A 14,643-nucleotide genomic window follows, 5' to 3' on the forward strand; every position below is an offset into this window, starting at 1 on the left:
AAACGTATATATTAGAAAGCCATCCAAATAGTTTATAGCTGTTTGTGTGGCTTTTTTAGTAAAGCCAAAAAAGATCGTTAAATTTGAGAATTATAAAAACTTTAAAATTGCTGCATAATTATGGGAGAATTTAGATACCAATTATTTCCAAGGTCATTTGGAATAACAGAACAAGTTGAAGAAGCAATAAAATGTTTTGAAAATAATTTCAACCTAATAGATTCACACACCCACAATTATGGTAGTAATGAAGTTCTTGAAATTGTGAGAGATGAATTAGAAAGTATCGGATTTAAAATAGAAAAGAGTAAAAAGAAAGATGACAAAATTAGAGTTCCGGTTCTATTTGGATTAAATAATAAAATTGATAAATTTTTTGATGCTGATGGTATAAGTGAAGATAAAACGATTGTTCTAGAAGTTGAAGCAGGAAGAGCATATCGAAATAATCAATTTTTAAAAGACGTATTTCAAGCTTGTATGATGCCTTCTGTTGAATATCTAATTCTAGCTGTAAGAAATACCTATGCTGGAACAGATGATTTTCAAAGTATATTTGCTTTTTTAGAAACGCTATATGTTAATGGAAGATTAAAGTTGCCTCTAAAAGGAATTGTTTTAATTGGATATTAAAAATTGATAAAAATGAATACTAATTGTGATTTATGCAACGGTAAAGGCTGGATTTGTAGTGCTGCCTATTACTCAAAATTTGTTAAAGACGGCACTACAATAATTGAAAAGTGTGATGAATGTGAATTTTTTTTAGATGACAATGAAGCTTCTCAATTTGCTTCAAAAACTGAAAATGTATTATCTTTTAAAATTCAAAATGGAATTAATGTGAAAATTGATTTTCATTTGAATTAAAATTTATTCTTGTAACTGCGTTAGGGATTGGAGAGAAAATCCTTTTGTGAGGCACGAACAAAAGATTGTAACGGAAAGCCCGACCCTTAGGGTAACGCCCAAAAGATTTAAGATACTTACTGATAGATAGTTTAAGACTTTATTCAGATAATGTAGTTTTTATAGATGGTAATAATCCATATCGATTTTCTATTAATAAAAAGACATTTTTTGTTTTAATCAAAAATGTACACGAATCGGGAGATGGAAGAGAAAATCAAGATGAGTGTAGAATTCAAGTTGCAAAGTCTAAAAGTTTTAATGTAGCATTAAGTTCGGGAAATGATGTAATTGTATTGGGCTATTTTGCAGACGAAAAAGTCTTTACCGCTTGGAATCCTTATCTTATGAGAGAAAGATTTAATCAAAAACAGACAGTATCTCTTTATTCAAGATTTTCAACTCAAAAATTAGCCGCAAAGGAAAAAATAGGATCTTACAGAGATAGTAATGGGCAATCTGTGATAAGTTTTGTTCCTGACTATCTCGGTTTATATTTAGAAAACTTAAGTTTTATTCATTTAGTAACCGATATAGAATTAAAAGAACTAGTAGAACAATCAGACTCCTTAAATAACGACAATGCTGATGGAGAATTTGATTCATCTGAAGGAAAACTAACTATAACGCATGCTAGACAAAAAAGAGACCCTAGCTTTAGAAAGAAAGTCTATGACGCTTATAATAATAGATGTGCAATGTGTGGAATAGGATTAGAGTTAATTGAAGCTGCTCATATTGTTCCTCATTCGCATGAAAAAGGTACGGATGAAATTGATAATGGCATGGGACTTTGCGCCTTACATCATACTGCTTATGATCGTTCTTTAATTTACTTTGATGAAGAATTAAATATTCTTATCAATGAAAATAAAATGGAATATTTGGAAAAAGTAGGTCTTGATTCTGGTATCAGAAAATTTGAGAAATTAGCTTTTGATAAAGTTCAGATTCCAAAAAATCATACATTAAGACCTAATATTGGAAATATTAAAATAGCAAATCAAACTAGAGGGATATTTTAGTATACGTGATATTCAATATATTTTAAGTTTTAATGGTAGTAAAGAATTTTTATACTAACCATCTGCATAAGAGTTGTTGGTGAATTTCGAAGCTTATAAGATATTATCTTAATACGGTTTCTTCCTCACTTTTACTTTTTTCAATCCTATGCTGTGCAACACTCCTTAGCCAAAAAACATCCATCAAAAGCAACACATAAAATAGTCCTATAAAATGATTAGGAATATTGGATTGATTTACACGAATTACATGATGATGTTCAATGGAACCTTCCCAACCCAATCGATAAAAAAGTAAAAGAGCAATAAATATAATTAATATCCTTGAAGTGCTTTCATAGAATTTAGGTTTCTTATACGCTAAGAAGATCAATATTGTTGCACTTATCACAGCTATAATAGCCGTATGGATTAAGGTAACTTCTAATAAAAAATCTCCAATCATTATTCCAATCCTTTTATATCCCGAATATACAAACCAGTCAATTCTTTGATCGTTTGATTGTCAAAACCTTTCGCTTTCATCTTACGCGCCACTTCCATCGCTTTCGCTTTCTCAGCATTCTTACGTTCATAGCGCAATTGCATTTCCTTCATTTGGTCGCTTTCCCGATCTTGAATTTCATAGAGCCCGCTTTTGCGAAGTGCTGACATAATGCCTTTATCCTTAAAAGAGGTAAAGCCACTTTCGGTAATAATTAAATGATCTATGACGTCAATATTAATGAGCTTACCAACTTTTAAAAGTCTGTCGGTAATGTCTTTATCACTTGCAGATACTTTCAAGTTTCCACTTGGATGGTTGTGTACCAATATCATGCGTACGGCAAGTTTGTAAATTCCCATACGGAACACATCGGGCGGAGATGCATTTACTCTGTTTTGCGCGCCAATGGCAATGAGTTCTACAAACAAAATGCTATTATCAGCTTTGAGTCCTACAACCCAAAAGTGTTCTTGCGCTCTGCGAATTTTATTCTGACGCAGCAGTATTTGTTGCATTACACTGTATACGTCGTGCGCATTGAGGATTTGTATTTTTTGTGCTTCGGTCAGTCGTACGTTCATATTTCAAATATACATTATTAATTCAAAATGTGTCACATCGAGCGGAGTCGAGATGTTAAATGTTAAATTAAAAAGTAAAGCGTTCATAAATTTACTAATTTAGGATGTATGATTAGTTGTGTATTGAGATTTTAGTAGTGAGAAGTGAGGTCATATCTTTATAAGGTTTCTAATTTACAAATAACGAACAACAAACCAGTAAAAAACAAATCAACAAAAAACAGAAAACAAACAACAGGAGCAAAGCGACTAACCGCTACCTCAAAAAACTGTTTCTCGATACAATTTTTCTTCATTTCATTGCAAAAAATCACTCGAAATGACGTTTTTTGATCGCCAAGAGCCAAGAGCCAAGAGCTGAGCGAAGCCCAAACAAAAAAAAGCGAACCGAAGTTCGCTTGTTCATTATCAATTACAACGGATAACAACAATGTTCTCGTGTACCGTTTTGCATATTGGAGTGTGAATACCCTTTTCCTTTTACATGTGTAGTGTGTAAGGTAGAAATTGCTTTCTTGTGAAGGTTCAATACTTTTAAACGTTGCTTTTTCATACTAAAATGGTTTTAAAAATTAATAATGATAAAATGTAAGCATATAAAAGCGTGAACCCGTGCGAGGTTTCACAAATAGTTTAAAAATACGTGCCTGTAAGTACGCGGACTATCGATAGCCATCCATACAAAGAGAAGCAGGATTTGTATCTGTGTCTACAAATTTAGTTTTTCCAACACCTCGAGGACAAGCAGCAACAGAGTCGCACTTCATTAACTCAGAACATCCTGTCGCCGTAACTTCCTGTATTGTACGAATAATAGCGATGGTAATATCAGTACCACCAGAAATTGTTTGCAAATTAGAAATTGTTGCTTTTGTTAAGCTTAAGGTTTTTAGATTCTTTTTTTTCATAATTGTGGAGTTTTATAATGGTTTTACTAAGTTTCTTTTAAATGATTATCATTTTAAATGTTAAATTTTGTACTTACCTAATACCTAATACCTAATACCTAATACCTAATACCTAATACCTAATACCTAATACCTAATACCCAATACCAAGTACTTTAATAAAGCGATTGAACAGCTACGGAATTTAGTAATGATTTAGAAATTTAGACCTATTATTAATGACGTATACAAGCGGAAGCAGGTTTTGTATCGATATTTACAAATCTTGTTTTTGGAACACCTACGGGGCAAATTCCATCAGAATCACATGCAGCAAATTTTGAACAAGTGCCTACTGTTGCATAATCTGTGGTGCGAATAATAATAGTAAAAATGTCTGTTCCACCGTTAAGAGTTTTTGCGGTTAAACTAGAAATGGTTGCTCTTTTTAGGTTCAATGTTTTTAGATTCTTTTTTTTCATAATTGTGGAGTTTTAAAATAGTTTTATTAAGCTTCTTTTAAATGATTATAATTTTAAATGTTGAATTGTAAATGTTAAATTTTGTACTTCCCTAATACCTAATACCTAATACCTAATACCTAATACCTAATACCTAATACCTAATACCTAATACCTAATACCTAATACCTAATACCCAATACCTAATACCCAATACCAAGCACTCAATGAATATCTTAACAAACAGGACGCGTTTCGGTATCTACTTCATTAGTTTTACAAACATTTCCAGTACATGCCGCAACAGAGTCACACTCCATAAACTGAGAACACCCAGTTACAGTAGCTTGCGGAATTGGTATTGTGCGAATAATGGTTTTTACAGCAATAATAATACTATCAGTACCACCAGAAATAGTTTGTGTACGTAAACTAGAAATTGTTGACTTTGTTAGGCGTAAGGTTTTTAGATTCTTTTTTTTCATAATTGTGGAGTTTTATAATGATTTTACTAAGTTTCTTCTTTGAGTAATTAGAATTTTAACGTAAAAAGATAAAAAGAAAACGCAACAATGAACTACGGTTTTACCGTAAAACAGAAAGTTATGGATTGAAAATGAGTGGATTATGGTTTGATCTCGTCTTTGCGAGCGGAGCGATCTACTTATGAAGAAACAGATTGCCACAAGTTTTTTCAAAACTTTCGGAATGACGTATGTAATTTTTTAGTTTTGAACATTGAACACTGAACACTGAACACTGAACACTGAACACTGAACACTGAACACTGAACACTGAACACTGAACACTGAACACTGAAAACTGAACGGAGCGAAGCAATCTCATTCATGGAATGCATTAAGCAGATTACTTCAGCAGGAAGGTGCTTCGGATGACGGAATATAGAACAATGTTGGGTTAATTAAACTTGTGGGACATTGAGCTTTATCGAAATGTTGGTCTTTTCTATTTGCTATTGTATCTTTCTAATACCAACTTCATCGTGTACATAAATCCACCGTTGTCAATAGGGGCTACTACGGTCTCATAAGGTTGAGGAATCCCTACATCTTTTATAGTTTGGGTATCGGTATCGTTTTGTGCTAAGAAAATAAACGTAACAGATAAGGGAGTATATCTAGAGAGCGATTTAATAAACTCAACTTTTCTTGATTCTTCTCTGAAAGAGAGATCAACCATAAAAAGGTCAATTTTTTCTTGGGTTATTATTGACAGCGCTTTTGGGTATGATCTGGACTCATGGAATTCAAGATTATAGTCTGTTAATGCCTCTTTAATATATTCAAAGGTTGCATTACGTTTTGTTATAATAAGTACTTCTATTTTGCTCATGTGAGGAATGATAGTGGTTAGTATTGTGTAAATGAACTCTCGTATTTTTTATGCTGAAAGCTAAATGTAAATTTTGGTTTAGCTCAATGAAAACAAAACTTTTTTAGTTTCTGAAAACTGAAAACTATTTCTCGATAGTTCTGCTGGGCTTGTCGAAGTACAATTTTTCTTCATTCCATTGCGAAAAACCATTCGAAATGACATATGTAATTTTTAGTTTTCTAACAACTAACAACTCATTCAACCGTAAACCGCTCCTTAAGCACCGTATACGAACTTCCACCAACGAATACTTCAAAGTCGCCAGGTTCTACAATGTACGTTCCGTTGTTGTCGTAAAAACCAAGTTCTTTTTTGGTCAGGGTAAATTGAATCGTTTTCGTTTCTCCTTTTTTGAAGTTTACCAATTCAAAACCTTTTAGTTCTTTTACAGGGCGTGTAATGCTAGCATATAAGTCTCTGATGTATAACTGTACGACTTCTTTTCCGTCGTAGTTTCCTGTATTGGTGACATCTACTGTAATTTTGATGTTGTCATTCACAGAGAAATCTTTTCCGTGTATTGTAAAGTTTGTATACTTAAAAGTGGTATAACTCAGTCCATGTCCAAAAGGATACAAAGGTGTATTTGCAACATCTATATAGTGTGACCAAAAAACGTTTTCATTGTTGTTATAAGGTCTTCCGGTGCTTTTGTAGTTATAGTATATAGGAATCTGTCCCACGTTTCTAGGAAAGGTCATAGGTAACTTTCCACTCGGATTGTAATCGCCATATAATACTTGTGCAATGGCATTTCCTGATTGTGTGCCTAGTTGCCAAGCTTCTACAATAGTAGGAATGTGCTCGGCTGCCCATTCTATGGCTAACGGTCTTCCGTTGTTGAGTACCAATACAATGTTTTTGTTAACGGCGTATACGGCTTCTAGCAATTCTTGTTGCAAACCTAGTAAGTCTAAACTCGTTCTGCTGCGTGCTTCGCCACTTTGAAAACCGTGTTCACCCAATACCATCACCACAACATCCGCTGTTTTTGCAGCTTGTACTGCTTCCTTAATACCATCTCGGTTAGTCGTGTTTATTTGAACTTCTTTAATGAAAGCGGTGTTTCCAATGACTAAATCCACTCCTTTATTATGTGTGAGTGTATTGCCCGTATATTTTTTCATTCCTTCCAAAACAGAAACCGCACTGTTATTGTCAGAGGCAAGTCGCCAGCTTCCTAGTGGACTGTTTTTATCTGCCGCAAGCGGTCCGATTACCGCTATTTTTTGTCCTTCCTTTTTCAGTGGAAGTATATTCCCTTCATTCTTTAAAAGTACAATTGATTTTTTAGCGATATCCAATACGGCTTCATGATGTTTTACATGTCCGATAGTTTCTTTTTCGTGTTCAGCATCGCAATAGGTATATGGATTGTCAAAAAGACCTAGTTCATACTTTACAGTTAAAATACGTCGTACTGCATCGTCAATAATGCGTTCTTCAACGACACCATCTTTCACGAGTTTTACCAATTCTTGAATGTATACGTTTCCTTCCATGTCTAAGTCAGAACCTGCGCGTGCCGCAAGTATCGCAGCTTGTCGTTTGTCTTTGGCGTGTCCCCAATCAATTAATTCGGAAATAGAAGCCCAATCAGAAACGACAAATCCTTTAAAGTCCCATTTGCCTTTTAGGATGTCTCTTTGTAGAAATTCGTTCGCCGTCACAGGAATCCCATTAAGATCGTTAAACGAATTCATGAATGTTTTTACGTCACTTTCAGCTGCAGCTTTAAAAGGTGGCAATACGGTATTGTATAATGTTGAGGTTCCAATGTCTACGGTGTTGTATTCTTTTCCAGCTTCTGTAAAACCATACGCTGCAAAATGTTTTGCACAGGCTGCAATGGTATTTTTTTGGGTTAAATCGTCTCCTTGAAAACCTTCTACACGTGCTTTGGCAATTTTACTTCCCAAGTATGGATCTTCTCCAGCACCTTCCATAACTCTTCCCCAACGTGGATCTCTTGAAACATCAACCATTGGCGCAAATGTCCAGTTGATTCCAGCCGCAGATGCTTCCGTAGCAGCAACGCGTGCAGAATTTTTGATGGCTTTTAAATCCCAACTTGACGATTCTGCAATTGGAACAGGACTTATGGTTTTGTAACCGTGTATCACATCAAACCCAATTAAAAGAGGAATTCCTAAGCGTGTTTCTTCAACGGCAATGCGTTGTAACTCTTTCACTTTTTTGGAGCCTCGCACATTTAACATCGCGCCAACCCAACCTTTTTTGAGGTGTTCATATTTTGTTTTCGCTGATCCGCCTTCAGGTACAGGACCTGTTGCGTCCCAAAAACCATTGTACATATTCATTTGCCCCACTTTTTCTTCAAGGGTCATTTTTGCGAGTAAAGAATCAACTTTCATGTGTACGGATACTTTTGAAACTTCCGTTTGTGCATAGGAAGTGGTAACGAGGAATAGTAGGATAAAAAAAAGCTTTGGAAAAAGGCTCATGAATTGCGTTTGTTCAAATATATACATCACGCAGTATAGAAACAAATATTGCAATATATTCCTATGGTACTTTTTGTTTAAAGCATTAGAAAGCCTTTTTGAATGTAGTTGAGATTTACTTTTTTAAGAGTTCAGATAAGATATTAATGTTGTTCGGCAATCTTCCGACGTTTTGTAGTTTAAGCGCTGCTAAGTTTAATGCGATTCGTAAACAATCTTCAATGGTATTTTCTTTTAGATACGCAAATAAGAAGCCTGACCAAAACGCATCGCCTGCGCCCGTCGCATCCATGACTTTGTTAATTTTGATTGCGGGTTTATGAATCAATTCTTTGTTGCGTTGCGATAGTTTTACGCCGTTTTTCCCTAAAGTTAAACACACTAAATCTACACCAAGTTTGTGAAAGAACTCAAAGACTTCTTCATGCGTTAAGGTATCATCAAACAAACGCGCAACATCGTCCTCACTAATTTTTACTAACGGATTGTAGCTACAATATTCTTTAATAATGTGCAATGCATTTTCTTTATTCTGCCATATTTTTTCAGAATAGTTGATGTCAATACTCAATTTACAACCGAGTTGAAATGCTTCTTTTGCTTTTGAAATGATCGTTTTTTGTGCCGGGTTTTTGCTTAACGCGAAACACGTTGTGTGAAAAATAGTCGTCTTTTTAAGTAAGCTTGAAGGTAGTTGCGTTTCTGTAATGAGAAAGTCTGCATTTCTGTATGGAATGAAATCGGGTGTATCTAACGATCGCGATACAAAAATAATCGATGTTGGACTTGTCTCAATTTTTTTGATGTGATCAATGTTGATCTCTACTTCATTCAGTCTTTCTAAAATATATGCTCCTAATCCGTCAGTACCAATACTTGCTACTAAGGTTGTGTTGAGTCCTAAACGCGCCGTATTCATGGCTACATTCGTTGGCGAACCGCCTAAGTATCTGTGATAATCTCTGGTATTATTGATAAGCACACCTTCTTGATGTCCGATGAAGTCTACTAAGGCTTCACCTACGCAAAGAATATCTATGTCTCTATTTGTGATCAAACTAAAAGTCTTTTTCCGTTAATGTATTGTGCTACTAATATTTCGCCTGCGGCACTCCAGGTACAACTTGGAACTCCGATGGCTTTTTGAGTTTTTGAATTGAAATTTTCATAAAACCCATAGTCTTCTTTCGCGTTTAGCTTTTGTATTTCTGCTAAAACTGCTTGTGCACTTTCTATGTTATGTTGCGAAACCAAACTGATTCCGTAAAAACCATTCACCATTTGCCACGTACCGCCATTGTGAAATTCATACGGGAAGTTTCTGAATTCGTATTTGCAATTGTTGACTAATAATTTCCAATCGTCATCAGCTTCTGTGATGGGTTTCCAGAAAGCAGGCACTAATTGTAAAGGCAAACTTTTGCGTAAATCTTCTGTATATGTTGTCAAGTCATCTTGAAAACTTTGATCGCCCAGTTTCAATAATTGCGCGATGGCATTTCCAAACGCGTCAAACATCGTCTGATAACCCGAAGGATTTACAGAAGCCATCCAATACGAATGCTTTTGTAAACTTTTGTATGCTTTTGGATGAAAAGGCTTTTCGTAATTTGTTTTTCTATAGTTTCCGTTTAATTTTTCTGTGATGCGTTCCATCTTTGTTTGAAACTTCTCAGATGGACGTAACCTTTGCATACAGCGCAATGCCCACAATCTTAATACCTGATCGTAAAACGTGTGACCTTCCGTGATGTATTCGTCTGCCCAATTTCCAGATCGTGGAACGTATATTAAATCGTTGTTATTAAATTCCCACGCTTCTAGCAGTTTGAATCCTTTTTCAATATTTGGAAGTAATTCTTCGAGTAATTCTTCATCATTTAGCATCCAACAATAGTTGCAAACACCAATGATAAACCAAGAAATGGTATCTACTCTGCCAGCCAAACCACCAAAACTTACCTCAACTTCATTGTTTTCTTTGAAATATACATTAGAAGGAATGTGTCCTAATTCATGTTGATGCTTCGCAAGTGTTTGTACTGTGTTTTTAAACGTATTGATTAAGGTTTCATCTCCATCAAGTAAGGCGGAAAGTCCACAAATAACGCCGTCTCTTGCCCAAACGCGCTTGTAGTTCGTGATGTTTTCGGCACTCGCTAAAAAACCCTTTTCTGAACTCGCTTTGCGCAATAATGCAATGGCTTTTATGTAGGATTCATTCGTCATGCAGTCGCTACTTTCTTTTTCGTTTGAATCATTAGTGTACAGACTAAACTTATGAGTAATAATACGCCTGCAAACGTGATTGCATTTCGCGGATCGTTCCCTAAAAAGGTTTTTAAGATATATCCAAATGATACTGTTTGAAGAATCATCGGGATGACAATCATCATGTTAATGATTCCCATATATACACCATAGCGTTCTTTTGGAATTTCAGAAACAACCATCAGATACGGAATTCCCATCATACTTGCCCAACCAATTCCAAAACCAGTAATGGCAAAGAGTAATAGGTTTTTATCTTCTATGTGCGGAAACGCTAAAAAGCCAAGTGCTGCTAGTAGTAAACAAAACGCGTGTACTTTTTTGGGACTGTATTTTTTGGCAAATCCGACTAAGGCAAACGCTACTAAAAACGTAACCACATTGTACCAGCCGTTTACCAAACCTGTCCAACTTACAGCTTCACTGTATGCTTCTGTATCGTCAGGTGTTGCATTCCAAACAGAAAGTGCGACACTTTTGGAGGAGTTTTGCCAATAGCAAAATAGCGCATACCATTGAAATAGATAGACTAATGCTAATTGCCACATTACTTTTGGCATGTCTTTCACTGCCGAAAAAATCTCTATTAAAGGTCCTAAAACACTTCTTTTTTCGCTTCTTAGTTTTGCTAATTCTTCGTCGGTAGGCGGAATTTCTTTGGTTTTACTAACACTCCATAATATAGACGCTATGGAACAAAAAGCACCTAAGAAAAAAGAAGCGTATACCCACGTTGGTAATGAACCTGTGGTTCCTATAAAAATTAAAGGGAAAATGAATAGTGATAAATTCGCTAATACTTGCCCCAAACCTGTAAAGAAACTTTGCATTTGAAAGCCAAGCGGTTGTTGTTCGTCATCTAATTTGTCTGCAATCAATGCTCTGTAAGGCTCCATTGCTGTGTTATTTCCCACATCTAAAATCCATAGTAAACCAGCTGCCATCCATAACGAACTACTGTATGGAAATACTAATAAGGTTAAACTACATAAGATAGCACCTATTAAGAAAAAAGGTTTGCGTCTTCCAAATCGGGGACTCCATGTTTTATCGCTTATTGCTCCAATAATAGGTTGTACTAACAAACCTGTTACTGGACCAGCAAGATGTAATATTGGAATTTGATCTGGGCTTGCACCTAAGAAATCATAAATGGGTGTTACTGCACTTTGTTGTAGACCAAAACTGTATTGAATTCCGAAGAATCCAACATTCATGTTTAATATTTGCCAGAAACTTAATTTAACTTTTTTAAACATTGTGCTATTTTTTTAATATTCCTTTTCAGGAAATATCTCGGAGATTCAAGATACTATTTTAAGTAAAAAAAAGAGCTAACATTAATTAACATTAACTCTTTTTCACTAATTAAAAAACTTATGGATTCAAATAATTAAAACATGTATTGTAGTGTAAGAGATATAGATCTTCCAGGTAAAGGTCTTGCTCTTACGATATTCGTTTGTCCTTCTACAATGCTTCCTTCTTCTGATTCAGTAATCCCTAAAGAATCAAATAAATTGTTTGCCGCGATGTTTGCGTTTAATGATTTTGTAATTCCAATGTTAATGAAACTATTTACCATTACAAACCCTGGCATGATGAGTTCGTTAGAATCTTGTGCATACGCTTTTGTTTGCCCAATGAAACTTAAACCAACTGAGTTTTGCTTTTCTTTTCCAAAGTTATATGTTGGAATGATGTTATAGATAAAATCAGGTTGTCTTCTTGGTGTGTTTCCTGCATTGTCTCCAGAATCTACTTCTGCATCTGTCCAAGTAACTGCTCCACGTACACTGAAATCGTTGAATTTGTAGAAACCTTCTACTTCCACACCAAACGACTTGTAATCGTTTTCAATGATGCTGTTTGTCGATGCTTCAAATCCGCCTTCTTCTTCTGTTTTTGCGTAGAATGCTGTTGCATAAATAGCTCCGTTTTCAAAACCTCTTTTGTATCCAAATTCAGCTTGTGTGATAAAATCTAAGGCATTGATACGATCGCCATCTAAGTAATCTAATCCTGAGAATAAGATTCTGTCTGCTTTTGCAGAAGCACCTTTACTGTATCTACCAAATACAGCTTGTGTGTCATTTAGTTTGTAGTTTAACCCTAAAGAGTATGATACATAGTCATAATCGTAATCTACTGCTGTAGGGTTTGCAGTGTCTATTGCAAATACGTTTTGTTCTGGAACAGAAATCACTCCGTCATTGTTTACATCAAACTCTCTTTGCGTTCCGCCTGTAAACGAACCTGAAACACGTCCTTTGTCATAACGTAAACTTGCGTCAATCGTAAAGTTTTCTGTTGCTTCTAATGTAAAGTTTACATAAGGTGCAGAAACGTTGTAGTCTGTATCATAGTTTCTGTGTAGATTTCCCCAGAAAGGAGTTCCATACGCATATAAACCATTTTCACTGAGTGCGCCACCAGTTGCATCAAATGCATTGATGAGTCGTGCATTGTCGTCATTTACTTCTTGTAAGTATGAATTCCATAACCATGACATTGAGATACTTTGAAACGATTTGAAATATCCTACCGTAACATCTAAGTTGTCAAATGATTTTGAGAGTTTGAAATCGTTCATGAAGTTATTGAAGTTGTTCAATTCTACATCAAACATGTGAATTCTTGCTACTAAGCTGTTTCCGCCAACCGCAGTACCATCTGTAAAAGCAAGTGTTGAACCTGTTCCGAAAGAATCTGCTATGGTATTTGCATCAGCTACTTGTGAAGGAAATGGCGATACAAATGTACCATTGTTAGAAGAGAAACGTCCGTTGTTGCTTACTTTCCAGTTATTTCCTAAATCGAAATTTGCTTGCATACCTATAGAGGTAGAAATTGGATTCATTCCTTCGGTAACATCACCTCTTTGTACTTGTCCGTCAGCACCAAGTCTCACCGTTTGTGTAAGGTTTGCACTGTGTAATGAACCTCTTGTTGCGTCAAAGTTTGGCGCATTGCCCCAATCTGGATTGCTGTTTGTTCCCGTTACTTGTATTGGCATTGGTAAATACGCGGCTGCTCTATCATTTAGATATTTAGCATATACACGTATGGAACCTTTTTCAAATTCTTTTGTTAGGCTTAGTTTTAACTGTCCACCATTATTAGCAGTAAATCCAGTTTCTCTAACGCCTTCTCCAGCTCTGTAAAATCCACCTGTGTGGAAATATAAACCTTCTCCTATTTGGGAACCGTAACTAAAGTCTGTTCTGAAAGAGTTATAATCTAAACCAAAGGTAGTTCCGATAGCGCCACCTTCATTTTTTCCTGTTTTGCTAATGATATTGATAATTCCACCAGGTCCGTTAGATGTCAATGTGGATGCTGAACCTCCACGGATTGCTTCTATTCTTTTTACATTATAATCAAATCGTGTAAAAATATCTGCGGTTCCAAAAGAGATATCACCATATAATAATACAGGCAGACCATCTTCTTGTAGTTGTACATATTTAGATCCACCAGAAGAAATTGGTACACCACGAACTGCAATGTTTGCGTTTCCTTCTCCACCAGATGATTCTGCACGAATACCTGGAATTGTTCTAAAGATTTCCGCCGTAGTTCTTGGTGCTGATTGTTTAATGGTTGCTGGTCGCATGCTCGTTACAGAGATACTCGATTCAATTTTTGATCTAGGATTTACAACTCCCGTTATAATTACTTGATCTAAAGATTCTGCGTCTTCGGCTAAGGTAATAGTGAGTGTAACATCTGTACCACTTACAGTTACTGCCTTATTAAAAGTTGTATATCCAATAGAAGATGCTTTTAGCGTATACGTTCCGTCTTCTACATTAGTGATAGAAAATTTCCCATCAAAATCCGTGACAGCTCCTTTTGTAGTTCCGTCTAAAACGACATTTACTCCCGGAATAGGAATTCCTTTTTGGTCATTTACAGTACCTGAAATTTTGGTCTGAGCAAAGGACATTGTTGCCACAAGAAAGAGCAACACTGAACAAAGCTTCTTTAAGTTAGTATAGTTTTTCATTGTATTATTAATAGTTTTTGGATTAATTTTCTACTAAATTATATTTATTCACATGCTATATTACATTTTTCGCAACGAAAACGTTTTCGATTTTACCGAAAACGTTTTCGATTTTGTATTTTGTGGGTTCTTTAAATAAAAAAACTACTTTAG

General features: G+C 35.4%; 15 protein-coding genes. 3 read left to right on the plus strand and 12 right to left on the minus strand.

The annotated features are described in order from the left end of the window. Positions 1–120 precede the first annotated feature (120 nt). The 3 genes from H2O64_RS14740 to H2O64_RS14750 all read left to right on the plus strand — a co-directional run bounded on the left by H2O64_RS14740 (position 121) and on the right by H2O64_RS14750 (position 1,934). Positions 121–633, plus strand: a complete 513-nt coding sequence (locus H2O64_RS14740) for a hypothetical protein (RefSeq protein ID WP_187562975.1) — start codon at positions 121–123, stop codon at positions 631–633. Positions 634–645: 12 nt separating this feature from the next. Further along, complete coding sequence (locus H2O64_RS14745; protein ID WP_187562976.1) at positions 646–870, plus strand: hypothetical protein; 225 nt, start codon at positions 646–648, stop codon at positions 868–870. Positions 871–1,061: 191 nt separating this feature from the next. Continuing rightward, a complete protein-coding gene (locus H2O64_RS14750; protein ID WP_317173834.1) occupies positions 1,062–1,934 on the plus strand; it encodes an HNH endonuclease in 873 nt (290 codons plus the stop codon). A gap of 103 nt (positions 1,935–2,037) precedes the next feature. Here H2O64_RS14750 and H2O64_RS14755 read toward each other — a convergent pair whose 3' ends face one another. From H2O64_RS14755 to H2O64_RS14810, 12 genes are all read right to left on the minus strand, one after another. Then, positions 2,038–2,379, minus strand: coding sequence for a hypothetical protein (locus H2O64_RS14755; protein WP_187562978.1), 342 nt, complete (start codon positions 2,377–2,379; stop codon positions 2,038–2,040). Then, positions 2,379–3,002, minus strand: coding sequence for a JAB domain-containing protein (locus tag H2O64_RS14760; RefSeq protein WP_187562979.1), 624 nt, complete (start codon positions 3,000–3,002; stop codon positions 2,379–2,381). The genes H2O64_RS14755 and H2O64_RS14760 overlap by 1 nt, the downstream gene beginning before the upstream one ends. 412 nt (positions 3,003–3,414) lie before the next feature. Further along, positions 3,415–3,555 (minus strand): hypothetical protein, encoded by a 141-nt coding sequence (locus tag H2O64_RS14765; protein ID WP_187562980.1) that lies wholly within the window; start codon positions 3,553–3,555, stop codon positions 3,415–3,417. Positions 3,556–3,664: 109 nt separating this feature from the next. Further along, complete coding sequence (locus tag H2O64_RS14770) at positions 3,665–3,910, minus strand: hypothetical protein (RefSeq protein ID WP_187562981.1); 246 nt, start codon at positions 3,908–3,910, stop codon at positions 3,665–3,667. A 215-nt stretch (positions 3,911–4,125) separates the two neighbouring features. Next, positions 4,126–4,371, minus strand: coding sequence for a hypothetical protein (locus tag H2O64_RS14775; RefSeq protein WP_187562982.1), 246 nt, complete (start codon positions 4,369–4,371; stop codon positions 4,126–4,128). Positions 4,372–4,586: 215 nt separating this feature from the next. Beyond that, positions 4,587–4,835: a hypothetical protein gene (locus H2O64_RS14780; RefSeq protein ID WP_187562983.1), complete on the minus strand. Its 249-nt coding sequence runs from the start codon at positions 4,833–4,835 to the stop codon at positions 4,587–4,589. 481 nt (positions 4,836–5,316) lie between these two features. Next, positions 5,317–5,703, minus strand: a complete 387-nt coding sequence (locus tag H2O64_RS14785) for a hypothetical protein (RefSeq protein WP_187562984.1) — start codon at positions 5,701–5,703, stop codon at positions 5,317–5,319. A 236-nt stretch (positions 5,704–5,939) separates the two neighbouring features. Continuing rightward, positions 5,940–8,210, minus strand: a complete 2,271-nt coding sequence (bglX, locus tag H2O64_RS14790) for a beta-glucosidase BglX (protein WP_187562985.1) — start codon at positions 8,208–8,210, stop codon at positions 5,940–5,942. 115 nt (positions 8,211–8,325) lie between these two features. Further along, entirely contained in the window at positions 8,326–9,264 is a 939-nt protein-coding gene (locus H2O64_RS14795; protein WP_187563139.1) for a carbohydrate kinase family protein, read from the minus strand. Next, positions 9,264–10,439 carry a glycoside hydrolase 100 family protein gene (locus H2O64_RS14800; RefSeq protein WP_187562986.1) on the minus strand — a complete coding sequence of 392 codons (1,176 nt, stop codon included), beginning with the start codon at positions 10,437–10,439 and terminating at the stop codon, positions 9,264–9,266. The genes H2O64_RS14795 and H2O64_RS14800 overlap by 1 nt, the downstream gene beginning before the upstream one ends. Continuing rightward, the gene (locus tag H2O64_RS14805) at positions 10,436–11,740 is read right to left on the minus strand and encodes an MFS transporter (RefSeq protein WP_187562987.1); all 1,305 of its coding nucleotides are present in this window, start codon (positions 11,738–11,740) and stop codon (positions 10,436–10,438) included. The genes H2O64_RS14800 and H2O64_RS14805 overlap by 4 nt, the downstream gene beginning before the upstream one ends. A 134-nt stretch (positions 11,741–11,874) precedes the next feature. Next, positions 11,875–14,490 (minus strand): TonB-dependent receptor, encoded by a 2,616-nt coding sequence (locus H2O64_RS14810; RefSeq protein ID WP_187562988.1) that lies wholly within the window; start codon positions 14,488–14,490, stop codon positions 11,875–11,877. Positions 14,491–14,643 lie beyond the last annotated feature (153 nt).

The sequence above is a fragment of the Kordia aestuariivivens genome (assembly GCF_014397005.1).
Classification (GTDB): Bacteria; Bacteroidota; Bacteroidia; order Flavobacteriales; family Flavobacteriaceae; genus Kordia; species Kordia aestuariivivens.

Excerpts from the sequence above, each read along its gene's own strand:
- H2O64_RS14785 (WP_187562984.1), bottom strand. The coding sequence starts at position 5,703 with ATGAGCAAAATAGAAGTACTTATTATAACAAAACGTAATGCAACCTTT.
- H2O64_RS14780 (WP_187562983.1), bottom strand. The coding sequence starts at position 4,835 with ATGAAAAAAAAGAATCTAAAAACCTTACGCCTAACAAAGTCAACAATT.
- H2O64_RS14770 (WP_187562981.1), bottom strand. The coding sequence starts at position 3,910 with ATGAAAAAAAAGAATCTAAAAACCTTAAGCTTAACAAAAGCAACAATT.
- H2O64_RS14775 (WP_187562982.1), bottom strand. The coding sequence starts at position 4,371 with ATGAAAAAAAAGAATCTAAAAACATTGAACCTAAAAAGAGCAACCATT.
- bglX (WP_187562985.1), bottom strand. The coding sequence starts at position 8,210 with ATGAGCCTTTTTCCAAAGCTTTTTTTTATCCTACTATTCCTCGTTACC.
- H2O64_RS14745 (WP_187562976.1), top strand. The coding sequence starts at position 646 with ATGAATACTAATTGTGATTTATGCAACGGTAAAGGCTGGATTTGTAGT.
- H2O64_RS14810 (WP_187562988.1), bottom strand. The coding sequence starts at position 14,490 with ATGAAAAACTATACTAACTTAAAGAAGCTTTGTTCAGTGTTGCTCTTT.
- H2O64_RS14755 (WP_187562978.1), bottom strand. The coding sequence starts at position 2,379 with ATGATTGGAGATTTTTTATTAGAAGTTACCTTAATCCATACGGCTATT.
- H2O64_RS14805 (WP_187562987.1), bottom strand. The coding sequence starts at position 11,740 with ATGTTTAAAAAAGTTAAATTAAGTTTCTGGCAAATATTAAACATGAAT.
- H2O64_RS14740 (WP_187562975.1), top strand. The coding sequence starts at position 121 with ATGGGAGAATTTAGATACCAATTATTTCCAAGGTCATTTGGAATAACA.
- H2O64_RS14800 (WP_187562986.1), bottom strand. The coding sequence starts at position 10,439 with ATGACGAATGAATCCTACATAAAAGCCATTGCATTATTGCGCAAAGCG.
- H2O64_RS14760 (WP_187562979.1), bottom strand. The coding sequence starts at position 3,002 with ATGAACGTACGACTGACCGAAGCACAAAAAATACAAATCCTCAATGCG.
- H2O64_RS14765 (WP_187562980.1), bottom strand. The coding sequence starts at position 3,555 with ATGAAAAAGCAACGTTTAAAAGTATTGAACCTTCACAAGAAAGCAATT.